Origin of the sequence: Bacteroides parvus (genome assembly GCF_017309675.2) — a bacterium.
Taxonomy (GTDB): Bacteria; Bacteroidota; Bacteroidia; order Bacteroidales; family Bacteroidaceae; genus Bacteroides; species Bacteroides uniformis.
The window spans coordinates 295,443-316,203 of sequence record NZ_CP084680.1 but is presented as its reverse complement, the minus strand read 5'-3'; the positions used below and the strand labels follow the sequence as shown (position 1 = coordinate 316,203).

At 45.5% G+C, this 20,761-nt stretch carries 12 protein-coding genes, 2 tRNA genes and 3 rRNA genes; 12 read left to right on the top strand and 5 right to left on the bottom strand.

Annotation, left to right across the window (positions count from 1 at the left end; all coding sequences use genetic code 11):
- Positions 1–76: 76 nt before the first annotated feature.
- A complete protein-coding gene (locus JXR92_RS01285; RefSeq protein WP_138346498.1) occupies positions 77–1,891 on the bottom strand; it encodes a DNA polymerase III subunit gamma/tau in 1,815 nt (604 codons plus the stop codon).
- 142 nt (positions 1,892–2,033) lie between these two features.
- Here JXR92_RS01285 and JXR92_RS01280 point away from each other — a divergent pair, with 142 nt between their 5' ends.
- Positions 2,034–2,342, top strand: a complete 309-nt coding sequence (locus tag JXR92_RS01280) for an FtsB family cell division protein (protein ID WP_005824736.1) — start codon at positions 2,034–2,036, stop codon at positions 2,340–2,342.
- Positions 2,339–2,683 carry a hypothetical protein gene (locus JXR92_RS01275; RefSeq protein ID WP_117601294.1) on the top strand — a complete coding sequence of 115 codons (345 nt, stop codon included), beginning with the start codon at positions 2,339–2,341 and terminating at the stop codon, positions 2,681–2,683. The genes JXR92_RS01280 and JXR92_RS01275 overlap by 4 nt, the downstream gene beginning before the upstream one ends.
- A 93-nt stretch (positions 2,684–2,776) precedes the next feature.
- Here the strand turns inward: JXR92_RS01275 and JXR92_RS01270 are convergent, their stop codons facing one another.
- From JXR92_RS01270 to JXR92_RS01255, 4 genes are read right to left on the bottom strand one after another with little or no spacing between them, the layout of a single operon-like run.
- Positions 2,777–4,108 carry a DUF5125 domain-containing protein gene (locus tag JXR92_RS01270; protein ID WP_138346495.1) on the bottom strand — a complete coding sequence of 444 codons (1,332 nt, stop codon included), beginning with the start codon at positions 4,106–4,108 and terminating at the stop codon, positions 2,777–2,779.
- 27 nt (positions 4,109–4,135) lie between these two features.
- Entirely contained in the window at positions 4,136–5,635 is a 1,500-nt protein-coding gene (locus JXR92_RS01265) for a glycoside hydrolase family 30 protein (RefSeq protein WP_117601292.1), read from the bottom strand.
- Positions 5,636–5,666: 31 nt separating this feature from the next.
- Positions 5,667–7,193 (bottom strand): RagB/SusD family nutrient uptake outer membrane protein, encoded by a 1,527-nt coding sequence (locus JXR92_RS01260; RefSeq protein ID WP_117601291.1) that lies wholly within the window; start codon positions 7,191–7,193, stop codon positions 5,667–5,669.
- A gap of 19 nt (positions 7,194–7,212) precedes the next feature.
- The gene (locus JXR92_RS01255; protein ID WP_370293446.1) at positions 7,213–10,128 is read right to left on the bottom strand and encodes a SusC/RagA family TonB-linked outer membrane protein; all 2,916 of its coding nucleotides are present in this window, start codon (positions 10,126–10,128) and stop codon (positions 7,213–7,215) included.
- A gap of 439 nt (positions 10,129–10,567) precedes the next feature.
- Here JXR92_RS01255 and JXR92_RS01250 point away from each other — a divergent pair, with 439 nt between their 5' ends.
- From JXR92_RS01250 to JXR92_RS01205, 10 genes are all read left to right on the top strand, one after another.
- Positions 10,568–12,283, top strand: a complete 1,716-nt coding sequence (locus JXR92_RS01250) for a DUF6377 domain-containing protein (protein WP_117601289.1) — start codon at positions 10,568–10,570, stop codon at positions 12,281–12,283.
- Positions 12,284–12,894: 611 nt separating this feature from the next.
- Positions 12,895–13,350 (top strand): hypothetical protein, encoded by a 456-nt coding sequence (locus JXR92_RS01245; protein WP_226791233.1) that lies wholly within the window; start codon positions 12,895–12,897, stop codon positions 13,348–13,350.
- Positions 13,351–13,400: 50 nt separating this feature from the next.
- Positions 13,401–14,927, top strand: a 16S ribosomal RNA gene (locus JXR92_RS01240).
- Between the two features lie 135 nt (positions 14,928–15,062).
- Positions 15,063–15,136, top strand: a tRNA-Ile gene (locus JXR92_RS01235).
- A gap of 56 nt (positions 15,137–15,192) precedes the next feature.
- Positions 15,193–15,266 (top strand) — tRNA-Ala (locus JXR92_RS01230).
- Between the two features lie 122 nt (positions 15,267–15,388).
- Positions 15,389–18,266 (top strand): 23S ribosomal RNA (locus tag JXR92_RS01225).
- A gap of 73 nt (positions 18,267–18,339) precedes the next feature.
- Positions 18,340–18,450: ribosomal RNA gene (rrf, locus tag JXR92_RS01220) — 5S ribosomal RNA — on the top strand.
- The 16S, 23S and 5S rRNA genes sit together here with 2 tRNA genes alongside, the layout of an rRNA operon.
- A 365-nt stretch (positions 18,451–18,815) precedes the next feature.
- Positions 18,816–19,394: a DUF177 domain-containing protein gene (locus JXR92_RS01215; protein ID WP_005829530.1), complete on the top strand. Its 579-nt coding sequence runs from the start codon at positions 18,816–18,818 to the stop codon at positions 19,392–19,394.
- A 12-nt stretch (positions 19,395–19,406) separates the two neighbouring features.
- Positions 19,407–19,592, top strand: a complete 186-nt coding sequence (gene rpmF / locus JXR92_RS01210; RefSeq protein WP_072546213.1) for a 50S ribosomal protein L32 — start codon at positions 19,407–19,409, stop codon at positions 19,590–19,592.
- Between the two features lie 123 nt (positions 19,593–19,715).
- Entirely contained in the window at positions 19,716–20,720 is a 1,005-nt protein-coding gene (locus tag JXR92_RS01205; RefSeq protein ID WP_005829534.1) for a beta-ketoacyl-ACP synthase III, read from the top strand.
- Positions 20,721–20,761: the final 41 nt, after the last annotated feature.

Genomic DNA, 20,761 nt, shown 5'->3' with positions numbered 1-20,761 from the left:
ATAAAAAATTAAATAGATGCTTTTTTCTCCTTTATACTCAATTTGTTAGCAACTTTATGCAGTCGATTGGAAGGAATTAATACAGTTCCAAACCAAACTCTTCTTTTAGTTGTAGTAGGGCACTGTTCTTTTGTGCCATCATCTGGAATTTTTCAACGCGTCCGTAGGCACGTACCTTTTCAGTAGGAGCACTAATCCGGACAGTCATGGTGACTTTGCGGTTCTTTAGCCGGGTACGTAGGTAATTTTGCAGAGTGGGTATCATGCCGGTAAATTCCTTGGCAACGATTTCATTGTCTACTACAGCCTCAAAAGTTGTGTCATTTATTAAAGTGATGCGCATGTTCTGCATGCGCTTGGCTATGGCTACTTGCTCCTTGGGCATACGTCCGGCATACTCCTGCCAGTAATAGTTCAAATCCCTTTCATTGAAGATGTAGTCCTCTTCTGGTTGTGCTGCTTGGTGGGCGGCAGTAGAGTTGGATGAAGGGTTTCTTTGTTCCTCTTCTATATGGGGGCGTTTGATGGATACCCCTAATCCGGACATTTTCATGACCGGAATTTTTTTCTCTTCTCTCCCTTGTGCCATTAATATGGCAGCAGGTGTAGCATGTGGAGTTGTAGTATTGCCATGCTGCGTAGCAGCAGGTTGAGGAGTTCTGTTTGGCTGTACTGCCGGCTGTACAGTTTGTTGGGGCATGGCAGCAGTGGCTTGTGGCTGCTGAACGGCGGCAGGCTGCGTGAATATGGGTTTTATAGCTTGTTTAGGGCTGCGCCCATTGGTGCCGTCGTCCTCCTCGGCGGTCAGTTGTGCCACTTGTATCAGAGTAAGCTCTACCAATAGCCGTTTGTTTTTACTGGCACGGTAATTCAGGTCACAATCATTGCAGAGCTTCATGGCACGGTAAAGAAAGGAGAGGGGGCATTGCTGTGCTTGTGCCTGATAACGTTCGCGGATGCTTGCACCCACTTCAAGCAACGGCAGTGTTGCCGGGTCTTTGCTGACAAGCAAGTCACGCAGGTGGGATGAAAGTCCGGTGATGAAGTGGCTACCGTCGAAGCCTTTGTTGAGCACATCATTCAGTAATAGCAACGCGTCACTGATTTTGTTTTCAAGAAAGAATCCGGTTAGTTTGAAGTAGTATTCATAGTCCAGCACATTGAGGTTTTCAATCACGCTCTTATAGGTGATATGTCCTCCGCTGAAGCTTACCACCTGGTCGAAGATAGACAAGGCGTCGCGCATACCGCCGTCTGCTTTGAGGGCAATGACATTCAGTGCTTCCGGTTCAGCAGTGATGCCTTCTTTGGAAGCGACATATGCGAGGTGTGCTACGGTATCTTCCACACCAATCCGGCTGAAATCATATATTTGGCAGCGTGAAAGGATGGTGGGCAATATCTTATGCTTCTCGGTAGTGGCAAGGATGAATATGGCATGGCGTGGAGGCTCTTCCAGTGTTTTCAGGAAAGCATTGAAAGCCGAGGCAGACAGCATATGTACCTCATCAATGATATATACTTTGTATTTACCTATCTGAGGTGGAATGCGTACCTGCTCCACCAATTGGCGGATGTCATCTACAGAGTTGTTTGAGGCGGCATCCAGTTCATGGATATTGTAGGAGCGTTGCTCATTGAAGGCAGTGCAGGATTCACACTGGTTGCATGCTTCACCGTCTGCTGTGGGACTCATGCAGTTGATTGTTTTAGCAAAGATACGGGCACAGGTCGTTTTTCCCACGCCTCTCGGACCGCAAAAAAGATAGGCATGCGCCAATTTTCCGGTGGCAATGGCGTTCTTCAAGGTAGTGGTCAGTGCACGTTGGCCTACCACAGACTCAAAGGTCGAGGGACGATATTTCCGTGCAGATACGATATAGTTTTCCATATTCGGGATATTCTTTGCTTTTTGTGCAAATGTACACAAAAAAAAGAAATCTTTCGGTTATTCCTCTTATCTTTGTGACGTGAAGTTATATGATGGGCAAGTTCCATCATGAATGATAAATTGCTAAATAGTAGATAACGAGATGGATAAACTTGCTTCTCTCTGGTCTTTTGTCCGCAAGCATAAATATTTGATTACGCTTGCGTTGTTTGCTGTAATTATCGGGTTCCTGGATGAGAACAGTGTTGTACGCCGTTTGGGTTACGCCCGGGAAGAAAGTCGTCTGCGCGATGAAATAGAAAAGTACCGCAAGGAATACGAGGAGAATACCGAACGGCTCAATGAACTTGCCGTCGACTCCGGTGCCATCGAACGGATTGCCCGTGAGAAGTATCTGATGAAAAAGCCCAATGAGGATATTTATGTATTTGAAGAAGATATAGAAGAATGAAACAACTGATACCCGCCCTTTTTGCAGTAGGGGCCGTGATGCTCCTGGCTGGAGCTGCCGTTTATATTACGGGCTGGCCTCTTTCACCTTATATATATACTGTCGGTGCTACGATGGTTGCTTTGGCACAAATCAATTCTCCGTCCAAGTGTAAAAGTCCCACCGTCAAACGCCTGCGTCGGCAGCAAATATTCGGTGCACTTTTGCTGGTGCTTACGGGGGCATTCATGCTCTTTACAAGGGGCAATGAATGGATTGTGTCTCTGACGATAGCCGCCATTCTTGAGCTTTACACTTCGGTACGTATTCCACAAGAGGAGGCGAAAGAAGGTTTAAGCTAAATCCGGAACATATATTCTGCATAAACAAGAGGGGCTGAACTCTTTTATAGAGCCAGCCCCTTTCTCATTTAGTTAATCTTCTGCGTTATCCGTCTATCTTTTTACCTTTTCTACTGTCAGAACTGCCGAAGAGATACCTGCCGTTACGTCAACAGTGAACCGGTAAGCAACACCGTTTTCCAAACTTTTGCCTTTTACGAGTCCCAAGTTGCCGGCATCACGTCCATTGGTACCGTCACCTATAAATACTAGGTCACTGGTGGTAGACAAGGCATCGTTTTTATATTCACCTCCCCAACCTTGCTGGTGGAAGAACTTGAAGTTGATGTCATCTGATTTGATTTGCTCTCCCGCTACTACCGTCACCTGATATTTCTTTGCTTCAATCTGTGACATGCAGAGCCCTTTCTCTGTGGTCCAACCTACGGCATTGGTTGCTACTGAGGGCTTACCGATGCCATCACCGATAATCCAAAGGGCACCGGTTCCGTCATCGTTCAGTGTATCGGTACTTGTTCCGTTCATTTTCAATACTTCCAAATAATTTAGGTCCAGATTGGCAATGATACGGTAAGTTCCGTCGATGGGTAAAAATTTCAGTGAACCGTCTTCATTCTTTTTGAAGAAGTCGGGATCTATCCAGTACTGGTTGAAGTTGGGAATATCTGCGGTGATGTTGTCCCCTTGTTTCAGGTTGAGGTCGATGCTGTAATGGTTATCATCCACCATTTCCATTTCAGAGCCGTTCAGTAACAATTTCACGAAAGGGGCGGCCGCATAAGTCAGCGTGTTGAAGGAGATGGAATACTTCCCGGCTGACAGACTGGAGAAAGTAATCTCACTGGAAGTACCTTGTGTGATGGCACCGTTACTCCATCCGAAATTGATTTCATTGCCGTTGGCGCCTACTTTAGGAGCTTTGATGTAACCTTTCACTTTTTGTGCAAATTCACTGGTCACACTATACTGATTGGCTGCGACTTTTTCCATGCGGTATTCTTGGTCTCCGGAAATCAGAGTCAGGTAGGGGAAGTCCGGACGACTCAGCGCCACGTCGTAGCTTTTTTCTGTAATCGTAAAGTTGATGTTCTGCAGGATAAACTTCAGTGTAGCTGTTCCGTTGGGAATGTTTGCCAGATAGGGAACATATATTTTCCCGTTATACTCTTGTCCGCTAACTTTGGTACGGATTACAGTTTCGGAAACCATTTCGTCACTGAAGTATAACTGTGCTTTCAGTGTAGAAAGAGGTACATCTGCGTCCGAAGCTTTGATTGTAAAAGGCAGACTGTCGCCGAACAAGGCTGAAGAAGGTTCTGCCTGAAAGTCCATTGTCGGGTTGCCGGGAACCGGATCGTCATCGCTGCAGGCATTCAGCATGGCTATGCTTGCCAATGCCATCAGATAGTATTTAAAGTTTTTCATTATAATCTTCTGTTTAATTTGTTAGTCTTATTTTTTCCAACGATAAGAAACGACTGCTTTAGCCGGTACTTCGTAGGAGAAGTAGTGAGTGCCGTCACTTACAGTAATTCGTTTGGCATCTGCATTGTTGTTTGCCAATACGAAGGCATAGGTGCCGTCAGTGTTTTCAAAGGCCGAGTAGGTGACCCCATTGGCAGTGTAACCAGTCGTTCCGATACGTACAGCACCTGGTTTCACGACTGAAGACATGTGGCCGATAAGGTAATAATGGGAATTGCGGACAATTTTAGAATAGTTTGTATTGTCGATATCTACTGCACCGTAGCAGGTCTTGCAAGAACCGTCTGAAGGGCTTACCGGTCCCAGGTCACTGTCTAACATCAGGTTCCACACAATAGCACCGCGGCACCAGTTGTTGGCTGTCCCCAATGCTATTTCTTCCATATCGTTAAGCAGACGTGCTTCTAAATCGCGGCCGGAGTTCCAGGTGCCGATGGATGTTTCTGTGAAAAGCAATTCCTTGTTGGGGTAAAGCTTATGGATGTTCAGCAGTTCGGAACGGTTACCGCCATAATTGTGGTAGGCAGCACCTGCAATGTACTGTGAGGCTTCCGCATCATCATAAATCTTGGTGGGGTAACTTTTTTGATCGGCCAGATTGTCGTAGTTATAGTTATGGTCGAAAACATAAATCTTTGTGGCAACTCCGGCTTCTTTGAAAGCGGGACCCAGGCCGGTCTTGATGAAGTCACGGGCTTCTTCCCATCCCATAAACAAGGATGCTGAGTTACCGTGGTTCAGCGGTTCGTTCTGCGGAGTCACAGCGTGGATTTTGATACCTTCCTTTTCGAAAGCTTGTATCCATTTTACGAAATATTCGCCATACGTTCTGTAATATTCGGGGTTCAAGTGTCCGCTGGTCCATGAGTCAAAGGGTACACGTTCTTCCAGGCTTTTCACTTTCATCCACTTCGGACATGTCCATGGAGCAGCAATCACTTTGACAGTAGGATTGATTGCTAGAATTTCCTTCAATATAGGAATTACATACTTGGTGTCTTCCATCGGAAGGGCAAAGTGCTCAAGTCCCTTTTCGTCACAGCAAGTAAATTCACTGAATGAGAAGTCGGAACAACCGATGGCAATACGTACATAGCTGAAGCCGTAGCCTTCTTTATCCGAGAATGTCTCAGTCAGAAACTTCGTGCGGTTCTCTTGTGTCATTTGCATCAGGTTGTAACTGGTAGAGCCAGTAATGGCTGCGCCAAAACCGTCCATTTCCTGATAACGGGTGGTGGGGTCGAGTGTCACGGTAGAAGGTGACATGTTGCTTCCGGTGCCGAAGGCCAGTCCAGACTTTTTCAAGTCGTAAGTACGGCTGGTGTTCGTCACATAGATAGTAACATCTTTTGCCTCTTCTGTAGGTTGGTCTGGTGTAGGAGTGACGTCACTGTCATTATCATTGCCGCAGGCTGCCAATACAGCGAAGCAGCCTAATGCGGTAGTGAATATATTTTTCAAATTCATATTCTATTGATTTTTATATTACTTTTTATTGTTAATAGCCTGGATTCTGTACCAAATTCTCATTCTGGTCAATGGCTCCCTGAGGGATTGCGAGTAGATAAGAGTTTTCATTAAACAAATTCTCTTGTGCAAGGCGGCCACTGTCTTTGGCATAAACGGCGTTCATCACTTCTTCTACCTTATTGAGGCGGCAAAGGTCGTACCAGCGTTGTCCCTCAAAAGCAAGTTCCATACGGCGTTCGTCCATATAAGCTTGGAGCAATGCTTCTTTACTGCTACGGGTGCTTTGTGGAAGTTTACCCAGTCCGGCACGGTTACGGATGCGGTCAATAATGTCGGCTGCACCGTTCAAGTCGGGAGTTTCTCCCATAATTTTGGCTTCAGCCTTAAGAAGTAGGATGTCGGCATATCTCAGATAAATGATACTGTTGAAAGCAGAGCGGCATTTGTACATGAAAGCATAATGGTCTGCCGGATAATAGTTGCTCCATCCGCACTCATACCATACAACAGACTCATTGTAGCGTTTCGTGTCTCCTTGCTCCTCATAGAGGCGGATAAGGTCGCGGGAAGGAGTAATCCATTTGGCCCAGGTAAAGCTTTCATCCCAGTTGCTTAAGTTGCGGCCAAACATCCACGTACACCAGTTCCCTGAACCAGGAGGAAAATGAGCTTCGAGAATAGCTTCTTTAGTATTGCGTACCCGGCAGTCTTTTTTTTCTGTATCATAAGCCCAAAGGTCGCTGAAGTCTTCTACAAGGTCGAAGCCGTCGGCAGCCAATTCGTCGGCATATTTGATAACTTTTGCATAATCGCGCAGAGGCTTTTCTGCATAGACTTTGGCAAGCATGGCACGTGCCACCGATTTGGTAAGTATGCTCTTGTCGGATGCATCGTTTGTCGGTGTGTTGGGGTTTTCCACAGCTTCAGTCAAGTCTTTTTCTATTTGGGCATAAGCCTCTTCAGCTGTATTCTGTGGAGGAAAGTAGGTCGGGTACATCTCTTCTACGTTGTCTTCGGTGATGTCACCACCCACGGTAGTGATGACAGGGAAATTCCCCCATAAACGTACCATATCGAACATTACCATGGCACGGAATATCTTGGCTTGTGATTGATATTTGCCACGTTCACTGTCGCTGAGGGCCTTGAGTTGCTCACAGCCTACGATGATACGGTTGGCTTCGGCAATATCACCCAGAAAACGGTCCCAGTCACGTTTTAGTACGGAATTAGATCCTTCAATGGAATTGGTTTCATAAGGTACTACTTCTGCACCCGTTGTTCCGGCGTATGCATTGTCGGAGTGGGCGTCACCGATAAGCAGTTTGTCGACATACCAGTGCTCCTGCTGGTCGCGGAATTTTTTATGAAGGGTTACCATTGAGGTTTCCACATCTTGCACACTGTTGAAAATAGGTTTTTCATCTGTTTTGTCCACTCCTTCCGTTACATCCGAGTAGCTGTCTACCGGATTATAGTCCAGATCACATGAGGTTGCGGTTAGTGCCAACAGTACACCGCAAGCTATACTTTTATATATATGCTTTGATTTCATAAGTTATTTCTTCTTTTTTTTAGAATTCAACATTGATACCGAAAACGAATGCTTTACTCTGTGGATAGGTTCCATAGTCGATACCTTGTACGGAACCGCTGTTGCCATATTGGTTTACTTCAGGGTCCATACCGGAATAACTGGTCCAGGTTAGCAAATTGCTTGCAGTGAAGTAGGGTTGTACGCGGCTGATACCCCATTTCTTAAACTGGCGGCAACGGATGTTGTAAGAGAGTGAGATGTCTTTGACACGCAGATAACTGCCATCTTCTACAAAGTAAGTGGAGTTCTTGATGTTGAAGTTGGCTCTCGGAACACTGGTAATCTGTCCGGGAATCCTCCATCGTTTCAAAACTTCTGTTGATTGGTTTTTACCGTCATACATACCTTCGGTTTCCATGCGGGACACATTGAAGATGTCGTTTCCGTAGCTTCCTTGAATGAAGATGCTCAGACTAAGGTCTTTCCAAGTAAAAGTGTTCGTCAATCCGTAGATGAAGTCGGGATTCGGATCGCCGATATAGGTACGGTCAGAAGTGGAAATTTTGCCGTCTTCGTTGAGGTCGCGATAAATCAGGTTACCGGTTTCGGGATCTACACCGTCACTGATGTAGCCGTAGAAGCCACCCAAAGGACGTCCCGGTTCATTGCGTACGATGTTTTCCTTTACTACCTCGGCACTGCTTGCTGCTGTATAGACTTTTTGTAATGATAGCTTAGTCAGCTTGTTCTTGTTGAAAGATATGTTGAAGTCTGTGTCCCAAGAGAATTCGCCGGTCAGGTTGTGAGAATTGAGTGAGAATTCAAATCCTTTATTGGTCATCTCGCCTTCATTACGGGTGATGCTGGTAGTTGCTGCTGCACCTGCAGGCAGACTTACATTCATCAACATGTCTGTTGTCTTCTTGTAATAGTAATCCATGCTGAAGGTCAGTCTATTGTTCAGCACAGTTAAGTCAAGACCGATGTTGGTTTGGCTGGTGGTTTCCCATTTCAGGTCACTTGTTCTAAGGTTGGCTTGGCTGATACCGGGAACTGCATGGTCGTTGCCTTCTTCAAACCACGGTATGCGGTTGATGTTGTAGCGTTGCAGATATGAGTAATCACCTATGCCGCTTTGGTTACCGGTCTGTCCCCAGCCGCCGCGAAGCTTCAAGTCATCAATCCAAGTAATGTCTTTCATGAATTTCTCTGACGAAATACGCCAGGCAGCCGAGAAGGAGGGGAAAATGCCCCAGCGATGGTCGGGATGCAGCTTGGATGAACCGTCGGCACGCATGTTCATGGTAAGCATGTACTTGCTGTCATAATTGTAGGACACACGGGCAAAATAGGAAGAGATAGCCCACTGTGAGGCTCCTGATCCGGTACCGTCCCATGAAATTTTATTGGCGGCATTCAGAGTGTGTATTTTATCGTCCCGGAAGTGTGAACCATTAATATAGCTGTTGGTATAGTCTGATTTGGTGTAGGAAGAACCTGCCATGACGTCGATGCCATGTTTCTTGATGTTGGTGTTGTAAGTCAATACATTATCGAAAACCAATACGGTATTCATGTTTCGGTTGTCAGAGGCTGTTCCGAAACTGTTGCGTCCGTCGGTAGTTGATATTGGATCGAGAAATGTAGTGCTTACACCGTTGCGGCGGTCCAGTGCTACAGATGATTTCAACTTCAGGTTGGGCAGGAAGCTGATGGTAGCGGCTCCGGATGCGATGAGGCGGTTTTCCTTGTTTTTGTTGTTTTTCTGGCGGGCTAGGTTTTCCATCGGGTTCATGATATTTACCCCATAGAAGTTCTTATTGTATTGATTCGGCTTTTCAGGGTCCCAAATAGGAGCATAGGTCGGTGTATTGATAACTGAAAGGACTACACCTCCACGGTTGGCACCTGTTCCGGAAATGATGCCGGTGTTTCCGATGTTATCGGAGTAGGAGATATTGGCACTTACATTCAGCCAACTGCGTATTTGGTTGTCGATATTGGCACGGAAGCTGTATCGTTTGAAGTACGTACCTTCCAAAATTCCTTTTTCATCCAGATAACCGGCAGAGAGGAAGTATTTCATCTTTTCGTTTCCGTTAGACACGGACACTTGATAGTTCTGAGTTTGTCCGGTTTTGTAAACCTCGTCAAACCAGTCTGTTTGGTCTGTTAAACCTTCAAGGTCAGCGGGATTGACGGCGCCAATCTCTTTCTGTAATTCACGGTATTGCTCTGTATTCAAAGCCTCCATGCTTTTGGCCACTTTCGTCATACCATATTGTACGTTCAGTGCTACTTTGGCATTGCCTTCTGCTCCGGCTTTGGTCGTAATTAGTACTACACCGTTGGCTGCACGTGAACCATAGATGGCTGCCGATGAAGCGTCCTTTAAGATAGAGAGGCTTTCGATATCATTGGGTGATAAGAAGTTGATATTGTCTACAGGTACACCATCCACTACGTAGAGCGGGTCGTTGCTACCATTGAATGAGGTGGTACCACGTACACGGATACTCATACCACCGCCCGGTTCGCCGCTGGGCTGCATAACCGACACACCGGCTGCTTTGCCTTGTAGGGCTTGGGCGGCCGATACAATGGGGCGCTGATCCAAATCCTTTGTAGAAACCGTAGATACGGCAGTGGTTACGTCTTTGCGTTTTACACTTCCATAGCCGATGACTACCACTTCGTCCAGCAGTTCGTTGTCTTCCTGCAATGTGACATTCATGTTGGTGGTTGCTTTTACCTCCATCGTTTTATAGCCGATGAAAGATATTACCAGTGTGGCATTTTGTTCTACACTTAGGGAAAACTCTCCGTCTAGATTGGTGACAACACCGTTTGTTGTTCCCTTTTCCAATACAGATGCGCCGATGACCTCCAGGCCTGCGGTATCTACTACTTTACCCGTAGCTGTCAATCGTTGGGCAAATGCATTTGTTGACATTAGCAGTACGAGTAATGTCAGAAGGAGCTTGTAACTCCGCGTAAGAAGATTTCTTGTAATCATTCTCATAGTACTTTTATTAAAAGATTTGATTTATTTAGAAAAGTATGTTCTAATAGGGATTAGTTGTTTTTCCATAGTACACTTTCCTTTCTGTTTGCAAAGATAGTGGACAACCCTATTTGTCTGATAGGTGGGTAATGTGTGGAAGTAAGTCTGTATAAAATTTAAATATCATAAAATCAGTGTATTATAATATTTGTGGTTAGTGGGTAAAGTAAAGGTTTGCTACTATGGAAGTAGGTTTGGACATACTGTGTTATTACTTCAAACGATCGAAATAGCTCTTAATTTTAGTGTACTTTTTTAGGGTAGAAGTAGCTTATCTTTAGATAGATTAATTTATCTTTGTGCTCTCTGCTTTATGTAAATAATAGAAATGAAAAGAAAAATCATAGCTTTGCTGTTTTTGCTGGTGGGGTGTACTTTCCTGAATGCGGCACCTTACAGTGAAAAGATAAAAGAACTACTGGTACGCCTTGACTCTCTGATTGCGCAGAAAAACACGTTTGTTATGCTTAAAGAGGCGAAGATTGCTCAGTTGCACAAGCTTCAAAAGGATGTGCGTACTTTGGAGGAGAGATATTGGCTGAATAAAAATCTTTATGATGAGTATTGTGTCTATAATGCCGATTCTGCAATGAATTATGTGGTAGATAATTTGGATATAGTTTATAGGCAGAATGATAAATACCGGCAGATGGAGTGGAAGATAAAAAAGTCTTTTCTGTTGGCTGCCACCGGTTTGTTGAAAGAAGCCCAGGATGAATTGCGCGGAGTTTCAGGCGGTTCGCTCCCCAAAGAATTGTTAGTGGACTATTATGGACAAATGCTGTATCTGTATTCGCATTTCAATCAGTATACCGGTAGTGAAATGGCCACTTTGCATGAACATTATGCACAGTTGGAACGTGTTTACAAAGACTCCTTGAATATGGTTCTTACCCCTGAACATCCCTTGTTCTTGTGGTATAAGGGGCAGGTAGTGCAAGGTACGGACAGTATGTATGTTTTTAAGGAGCGTTTGCAGAAGGGAATCTTTAATTCTGCATTCGATACTCGGCGTGATGCCATGAATGCTTACGTGCTGGCTTGCTTTTATCGCGAGTCCGATGAGCAAGAAAATTATCTGACTTACCTGATATATTCTGCTATGGCCGATGTACGTATCTCCAATAAAGATATTGCTTCGCTGGAAGAGCTGGCGGGGGTGCTTTTTAGTTTGGGTGATATTGACCATGCCTATGTCTACATGAGTTACTGCTTGCAGAATGCCTTGGCATATCGGAACCGGGTGAGAGTAGTAGGCATCTCTGCGGTGCAGGACACCATTCATCAGATTTATCAGGAACGTAATCAGAAGCAAGAAGCGCGGTTACGTATGTATTTGGTATTGGTCAGTGTCTTGTCCTTGATATCCTTGTTTGCTTTTCTGTATATATATAAGCAGATGAAGCGGTTGAAGCAGTCGCGCCAACAGCTGAATGAGGCAAACAACCGCTTGAATAAGCATGTGGAAGAACTTTCGAAAATGCACGGACAAGTGGCAGAAACGAATGTACAGCTTACTTCTTTGAATGAACAGCTGAGAGATACCAATAATCAGCTTCGTGAATCCAACTATGTGAAGGAGGAATACATAGGTTATGTTTTTTCCATTTGTTCCAATTATATCAGCAAGCTGGATGAGTATCGGAAAAATATCAATCGTAAGCTTAAGGCAAATCAGTTGGAGGATGTGAAAGCATTAACCGATACTCATTCTATGGCACAGAATGAGCTGAAAGAGTTCTATCATAACTTTGATGCTATCTTCTTGCACATTTATCCGGATTTTGTAAGTGACTTCAATGCCTTGCTCCATCCTGACGAGCAGATTGTGCTAAAAGATGGTGAGTTGCTGAATACGGAATTGCGCATTTATGCTTTGGTGCGTTTAGGTATCACTGATAGTGTGAAGATTGCCGAATTCTTGCATTATTCACCTCAGACCGTTTATAATAATCGTTTGAAGACACGTAATAAGGCTATCATTCCTCGGGAAGAGTTTGCTGCCGCTGTGCGTTCTTTGGGTAGGGCACAGAAGTGGACTTGATAAAGGCTTCTACTGATTGTCGCTGTATGGCGTATAGATGGTAGCTAAGAATTAGGATACAAACAGCGATGTACCACCTTATTTTTCCCTAAGAACTAATCTTTCCACACCCGTATTTCTTTCTTACCACAGCTGTGGTAAGAAAGAAATACGGGTGTGGAAAGAAAGCAACATATCTGTGGTGAGAAAAGTTGTTCATTAGTTCCCGTTTAGTTTCCGTGCTTTCCGGATGTAGCCTTTCGCAGGTTTATTGTCAGTTCTCTTTGTGATTCGCAAGCGCGGTGCCTGTCGTTCTGTGGTCTATGTCAAGGTGTGAATTGGAGCTTGTATTGCGCGCGCGTATATATATAATGTGTCCCTTCCTTTCCTTATCCCAGTTTCCTTTAAAAAACATGCTTTAAAACATATCTATCAATCAGTGAGTTATGAAAAAGTTCATGGAATCTCTCAAAAAAACCGTGTATAAATTTTGCAGATGTCCATAAAAGGCCTACTTTTGCATCCGCTTTCGGGAACGAAGGCGGCGATGTTTTGACATTCTGACAGTAAAACGGAGCGGTAAGCTTCCATTTTTCTCTTCTTTGCCATCGGTTTCTTCCGGAACTTCGGTCTTGGAAAAGAAAAATGAAAAAAAACTTCCGAAAATATTTGGAAGTTATGCTTTAAAGTTCTTACCTTTGCACCCGCTTTTGAAAATGAAAGCAGCGCGAGTTGACATTCTTTTAAAAGAAACGGTGCCTGGTTCTTCTTCCTTTTTCTTTTTGCCTCCCTTTCGACAAGAGAGACGACGAGGAAAGAGAAAAGAGAGAAGAAAAAAGAAAAAAAACTTCCGAAAATATTTGGAGGATATACTTAAAAGTTCTTACCTTTGCATCCGCTTTCTGAAAAGAACAGCAATCGTGAAACGAGCGATCTTTGAACAGATTTACATAAACAATACAAGTAGTACAAGAGCAAGGCTTTTCCTTATCAATGGGGAATTGCCTTGGGTAAAACAAGAGAACCGTCAATACTTATTTTATATAGGTAAAGATAAACTTTTGAATTCGAGCGTCCTGAACAGATAACAAGCTGTCGCACATTAATTTTTTTTAATTTGCGCAGTCACGATACTTTTACAATGAAGAGTTTGATCCTGGCTCAGGATGAACGCTAGCTACAGGCTTAACACATGCAAGTCGAGGGGCATCAGGAAGAAAGCTTGCTTTCTTTGCTGGCGACCGGCGCACGGGTGAGTAACACGTATCCAACCTGCCGATGACTCGGGGATAGCCTTTCGAAAGAAAGATTAATACCCGATGGTATATCTGAAAGGCATCTTTCAGCTATTAAAGAATTTCGGTCATTGATGGGGATGCGTTCCATTAGGTTGTTGGCGGGGTAACGGCCCACCAAGCCATCGATGGATAGGGGTTCTGAGAGGAAGGTCCCCCACATTGGAACTGAGACACGGTCCAAACTCCTACGGGAGGCAGCAGTGAGGAATATTGGTCAATGGACGAGAGTCTGAACCAGCCAAGTAGCGTGAAGGATGACTGCCCTATGGGTTGTAAACTTCTTTTATACGGGAATAAAGTTAGGCACGTGTGCCTTTTTGTATGTACCGTATGAATAAGGATCGGCTAACTCCGTGCCAGCAGCCGCGGTAATACGGAGGATCCGAGCGTTATCCGGATTTATTGGGTTTAAAGGGAGCGTAGGCGGATGCTTAAGTCAGTTGTGAAAGTTTGCGGCTCAACCGTAAAATTGCAGTTGATACTGGGTGTCTTGAGTACAGTAGAGGCAGGCGGAATTCGTGGTGTAGCGGTGAAATGCTTAGATATCACGAAGAACTCCGATTGCGAAGGCAGCTTGCTGGACTGTAACTGACGCTGATGCTCGAAAGTGTGGGTATCAAACAGGATTAGATACCCTGGTAGTCCACACAGTAAACGATGAATACTCGCTGTTTGCGATATACAGTAAGCGGCCAAGCGAAAGCGTTAAGTATTCCACCTGGGGAGTACGCCGGCAACGGTGAAACTCAAAGGAATTGACGGGGGCCCGCACAAGCGGAGGAACATGTGGTTTAATTCGATGATACGCGAGGAACCTTACCCGGGCTTAAATTGCAAATGAATGTTCTGGAAACAGATCAGCCGCAAGGCATTTGTGAAGGTGCTGCATGGTTGTCGTCAGCTCGTGCCGTGAGGTGTCGGCTTAAGTGCCATAACGAGCGCAACCCTTATCGATAGTTACCATCAGGTTATGCTGGGGACTCTGTCGAGACTGCCGTCGTAAGATGTGAGGAAGGTGGGGATGACGTCAAATCAGCACGGCCCTTACGTCCGGGGCTACACACGTGTTACAATGGGGGGTACAGAAGGCAGCTACACGGCGACGTGATGCTAATCCCTAAAACCTCTCTCAGTTCGGATTGGAGTCTGCAACCCGACTCCATGAAGCTGGATTCGCTAGTAATCGCGCATCAGCCACGGCGCGGTGAATACGTTCCCGGGCCTTGTACACACCGCCCGTCAAGCCATGAAAGCCGGGGGTACCTGAAGTGCGTAACCGCGAGGAGCGCCCTAGGGTAAAACTGGTGATTGGGGCTAAGTCGTAACAAGGTAGCCGTACCGGAAGGTGCGGCTGGAACACCTCCTTTCTGGAGTGACGTCTCGACTCGATCGTTGGTTCTTGAAGTTATGCTTCCATAAGAACCTCTTGTACTGCGCGTACTTGTTTATTAAAATATACGAGAAAAGTAGAAGCCGAGCCGTAAGGCGAGGGTTTGACTGACAGTCCTATAGCTCAGTTGGTTAGAGCGCTACACTGATAATGTAGAGGTCGGCAGTTCAACTCTGCCTGGGACTACTTCTCAGTTGGTGACCGACCGGTTACGATTTAGCGGGTCTTTCATCAATGGTGAAGGGGGATTAGCTCAGCTGGCTAGAGCACCTGCTTTGCACGCAGGGGGTCAACGGTTCGAATCCGTTATTCTCCACTTCTCAAGATTAGGAATTATCTTTAATCCTTAATCCTTGACAACGATCTTTGACATGATGTGACCAAAAAAAGTAAAGTTGAAAGCTGAAAGTATATATCGACCATACGTGATCGGTAAGACAAAAAGTAAGTAAGGGCACATGGCGGATGCCTTGGCTCTCGGAGGCGATGAAGGACGTGATAAGCTGCGATAAGCCGCGGGTAGGTGCAAATGACCTTTGATCCGCGGATTTCCGAATGGGACAACCCGATATCCTGAAGGGATATCATCCCGCAATGCGGGAGGCTAACGCAGGGAACTGAAACATCTTAGTACCTGCAGGAAAAGAAAATAAATAATGATTCCCCCAGTAGTGGCGAGCGAACGGGGAACAGCCCAAACCATCCATGTTACGGCATGTGTGGGGTTGTAGGACCACGTTGTGGCAAGAAAGTTGGTGAGCAGAATGTTCTGGAAAGTACAGCCATAGAGCATGATAGCTGCGTATGCGAAGCCAACCGAAGCCTAGTGGTATCCTGAGTAGCGCGGAGCACGAGGAATTCTGCGTGAATCTGCCGGGACCATCCGGTAAGGCTAAATACTCCCGAGAGACCGATAGTGAACCAGTACTGTGAAGGAAAGGTGAAAAGCACTTCGAACAGAAGAGTGAAATAGTTCCTGAAACCATGTGCCTACAAGCGGTCGGAGCACTTTTAGTGTGACGGCGTGCCTTTTGCATAATGAACCTACGAGTTACTTTTTCCGGCGAGGTTAAGGATCTCAGATCCGCAGCCGAAGCGAAAGCGAGTCTGAACAGGGCGTATAGTCGGAAGGAGTAGACGCGAAACCAAGTGATCTACCCTTGGGCAGGTTGAAGGATGGGTACCACCATCTGGAGGACCGAACCAATAAGCGTTGAAAAGCTTCTGGATGACCTGAGGGTGGGGGTGAAAGGCTAATCAAACTTGGAGATAGCTCGTACTCCCCGAAATGCATTTAGGTGCAGCCTTGACTTATACTGACATGAGGTAGAGCGACTGATAAGATGCGAGGGCTTCACCGCCTATCAAGTCTTGACAAACTCCGAATGCGTGTCAGTTCTATGTCAGGAGTGAGGGCATGGGTGCTAAGGTCCATGTCCTAAAGGAGAACAATCCGGACCAACAGCTAAGGTCCCGAAATGAATACTAAGTTGAACTAACGAAGTCAGATTGCTAAGACAGCTAGGATGTTGGCTTGGAAGCAGCCATTCATTTAAAGAGTGCGTAACAGCTCACTAGTCGAGGAGTTTGGCGTGGATAATAATCGGGCATAAGTATTCTACCGAAGCTTTGGGATGAGAAATCATCGGTAGGGGAGCATTCCACTCTGCGTCGAAGGTAAGGCGTGAGCCTTGCTGGAGCGTGTGGAAAAGCAAATGTAGGTATAAGTAACGATAAAGGGGGTGGGAAACCCCCTCGCCGAAAGACTAAGGTTTCCTGATCAACGCTAATCGGATCAGGGTAAGTCGGGTCCTAAGGCTCAGCCGAACGGCGAGGCCGATGGCAGAACCGGTTAATATTCCGGTACTACCTTAAGGAGTGACGTGGAGACGGAGTCGTGACAGCGCCGCGGACTGACGGAATAGTCCGTTGAAGGGTGTAGATATTGATTGTTCCAGGCAAATCCGGAACGAGAGTCGAACCTGACAGTATGGAGCGTCCTTCTGGACAATCCAATAGTGCGTGTAATCATACTTCCAAGAAAATCCGCTAAACTTAATCCTTACGGTACCCGTACCGCAAACGGACACACGTAGTCGGGTTGAATATACTAAGGCGCTTGAGTGATTCACGGTTAAGGAACTAGGCAAACTGACCCTGTAACTTCGGGATAAAGGGTCCTCAAGCAATTGAGGCGCAGAGAATAGGTCCAGGCAACTGTTTAACAAAAACACAGGGCTGTGCAAAATTGAAAGATGAAGTATACAGCCTGACACCTGCCCGGTGCTGGAAGGTTAAGAGGAGACGTCATCGCAAGAGAAGCGTTGAATTGAAGCCCCAGTAAACGGCGGCCGTAACTATAACGGTCCTAAGGTAGCGAAATTCCTTGTCGGGTAAGTTCCGACCTGCACGAATGGTGTAATGATCTGGACGCTGTCTCAACCGTGAGCTCAGTGAAATTGTAGTATCGGTGAAGATGCCGATTACCCGCGATGGGACGAAAAGACCCCGTGAACCTTTACTATAGCTTAACATTGAATTTGGGTAATTGATGTGTAGGATAGGCCGGAGGCTTTGAAGCGGGCACGCCAGTGTTCGTGGAGCCGCTGTTGAAATACGGCCCTTTGATTATTTGAGTTCTAACCCGCTGTTGCGGGGACACTGTTTGGTGGGTAGTTTGACTGGGGTGGTCGCCTCCAAAAGCGTAACGGAGGCTTCTAAAGGTGCCCTCACGACGATTGGTAACCGTCGGCAGAGTGTAATGGCATAAGGGCGCTTGACTGGGAGACTCACAAGTCGATCAGGTAGGAAACTAGAGCATAGTGATCCGGTGTTTCTGTATGGAAAGGACATCGCTCAAAGGATAAAAGGTACTCCGGGGATAACAGGCTGATCCCTCCCAAGAGCTCATATCGACGGAGGGGTTTGGCACCTCGATGTCGGCTCGTCACATCCTGGGGCTGGAGAAGGTCCCAAGGGTTGGGCTGTTCGCCCATTAAAGTGGCACGCGAGCTGGGTTCAGAACGTCGTGAGACAGTTCGGTCTCTATCTATCGTGGGCGCATGAAATTTGCGTGGCTCTGACACTAGTACGAGAGGACCGTGTTGGACTGACCTCTGGTTTACCGGTTGTGCCGCCAGGTGCATTGCCGGGTATCTAAGTCGGGATTGGATAAGTGCTGAAAGCATCTAAGTACGAAGCCAGCCACAAGATTAGATTTCTCAGGGTCGTTGTAGACTACAACGTTGATAGGACGCAGGTGTACAGGCAGCGATGTCATAGCCGAGCGTTACTAATTGCCCGTTCACTTTTTGCCTTGCCTTGTATGGAGGTATATACGTTCAGCCATAAATGAATGCTTTGCTTTTTTCGCATCATGTCTACCTTATTCAGGTGACTACAGCACCGGGGTTCCACCTCTTCCCATTCCGAACAGAGAAGTTAAGCCCGGTCACGCCGATGGTACTGCGTAACAGTGGGAGAGTAGGTAGTCGCCGTTTTTCAGAAGAAGCCTCCGTGTCTGATAAGGATACGGAGGCTTCGTTCGTTTACATATATCTCCTCTAACATTCCGTTTCTACCGCTAATCACTATACCTTATTATATATAATTATTCATCGCATGTTCATCAGATTAATTCCCGAATTAAGGTGCTAAATGAATGATTAAAAACGCTTAGTTCGTTTTCTTTACATATACTTGGATGCTGGTATGGATTGTTCTTGTGTTTTAGTTCATGAGTTTTCTGCTGATTTGTAGTGATATCTGAGTGAAATGAACATAAAAAAACGAATATTTTACTCTAAATACTACATAATGAGGATAATTATTCGTATCTTTGTCGCCCGAATAAACAAAAGAAGCTTTGGGAAAGTTTGATAAATACAAAATAGACCTGAAAGGTATGCAAGCAGATTCATGCAAATATGAGTTTGTGCTAGACAACCTTTTCTTTGCCAATATTGATGGACCGGAAGTGCAGAAGGGTAAAGTCAATGTGGTGTTAGTTGTAAAGAAAACATCTCGTGCTTTCGAATTGAACTTCCAGACAGACGGAATGGTGTGGGTGCCATGTGACCGTTGTTTGGACGATATGGAACAGCTTGTCAGCTCGACAGATAAGCTGCTGGTTAAGTTCGGTCATGAATATGCCGAAGAAGGTGACAATCTCATAGTAATTCCCGAAGAGGAAGGTGAGATTAATGTAGCATGGTTTATGTACGAGTTTGTAGCTTTGGCCATCCCCATGAAGCATGTGCATGCTCCGGGTAAGTGTAACAAGGCAATGACCAGCAAATTGAGTAAGCATATGCGCACCACTCCGGATGATGATATGGCTGAGGATACATTTGCTCCGGAAGAAGAGGTGGAGCTGATGAATGAAGAAGAAACGCAGGTAGACCCGCGTTGGGACGAATTAAAGAAAATATTAGATAACAATTAAAGATTAAAGAAAATGGCACATCCTAAGAGAAGACAGTCAAAAACAAGAACTGCGAAGAGAAGAACTCATGATAAAGCAGTAGCTCCTACACTGGCTATTTGCCCGAATTGTGGTGAGTGGCATGTATATCATACTGTATGTAGTGCATGCGGTTACTATAGAGGTAAGCTTGCAGTTGAAAAGGAAGCTGCCGTATAATTACGGTCAGTTTGACTAAAACTTATACTTGAATATCGGGCGTCTAAAAAGATTTGTAATTTAATAAGCAAACCTTTTTAGACTACCGTTGTTTCAGTAGTTCTATAAGTAAACAAGATTTTAATGGAAAAAATAAATGCAGTAATTACAGGAGTCGGCGGTTATGTACCTGATTACGTCTTGACAAACGACGAAATCTCAAGAATGGTGGATACCAATGACGAATGGATTATGACTCGTATCGGAGTAAAGGAAAGACGTATCCTGAATGAAGAGGGGCTAGGTAGTTCCTATATGGCGCGTAAAGCTGCCAAACAGCTGATGCAACGTACTGGCGCAGACCCGGATGATATAGATCTGGTGATTGTAGCTACTTCTACTCCGGATTACCACTTCCCTTCTACAGCTTCTATTTTGTGTGATAAGCTAAGGCTGAAAAATGCATATGCTTTTGACTTGCAGGCAGCCTGCAGCGGATTTCTCTATCTGATGGAGACTGCGGCCAATTTTATCCGTTCTGGTAGATATAAGAAGGTTATCATTGTGGGAGCCGACAAGATGTCGTCAATGGTTGATTATACAGATCGTGCTACTTGTCCTATCTTTGGAGACGGCGCTGCAGCTTTCATGCTCGAGCCGACAACAGAAGATGTAGGTATTATGGATGCTATTCTGAGAACCGACGGCAAAGGTTTGCCTTTCCTGCATATGAAAGCGGGTGGTTCGGTTTGTCCTCCCTCTTATTTTACTGTAGACAATCACATGCATTACATTTATCAGGAAGGACGTACTGTGTTTAAGTATGCCGTATCCAATATGTCGGATGTTAGCGCGGCCATTGCCGAGAAAAACGGTCTGACAAAGGATAGCATTGACTGGGTGATTCCGCACCAGGCCAATCTTCGTATCATCGATGCTGTGGCACATCGTCTGGAAGTTCCTCGTGAGAAAGTGCTGATTAATATCGAACGTTATGGCAATACTAGTGCTGCTACGTTACCTCTTTGCATCTGGGACTTTGAAGATAAGCTGAAGAAAGGCGACAACCTTATTTTCACTGCATTCGGCGCAGGATTTACCTGGGGAGCTGTGTATGTGAAGTGGGGATACGACGGAAAGAAGCAGTAACATGCTATTGCTGAATATAATATGATAAAAACGCATCCTAT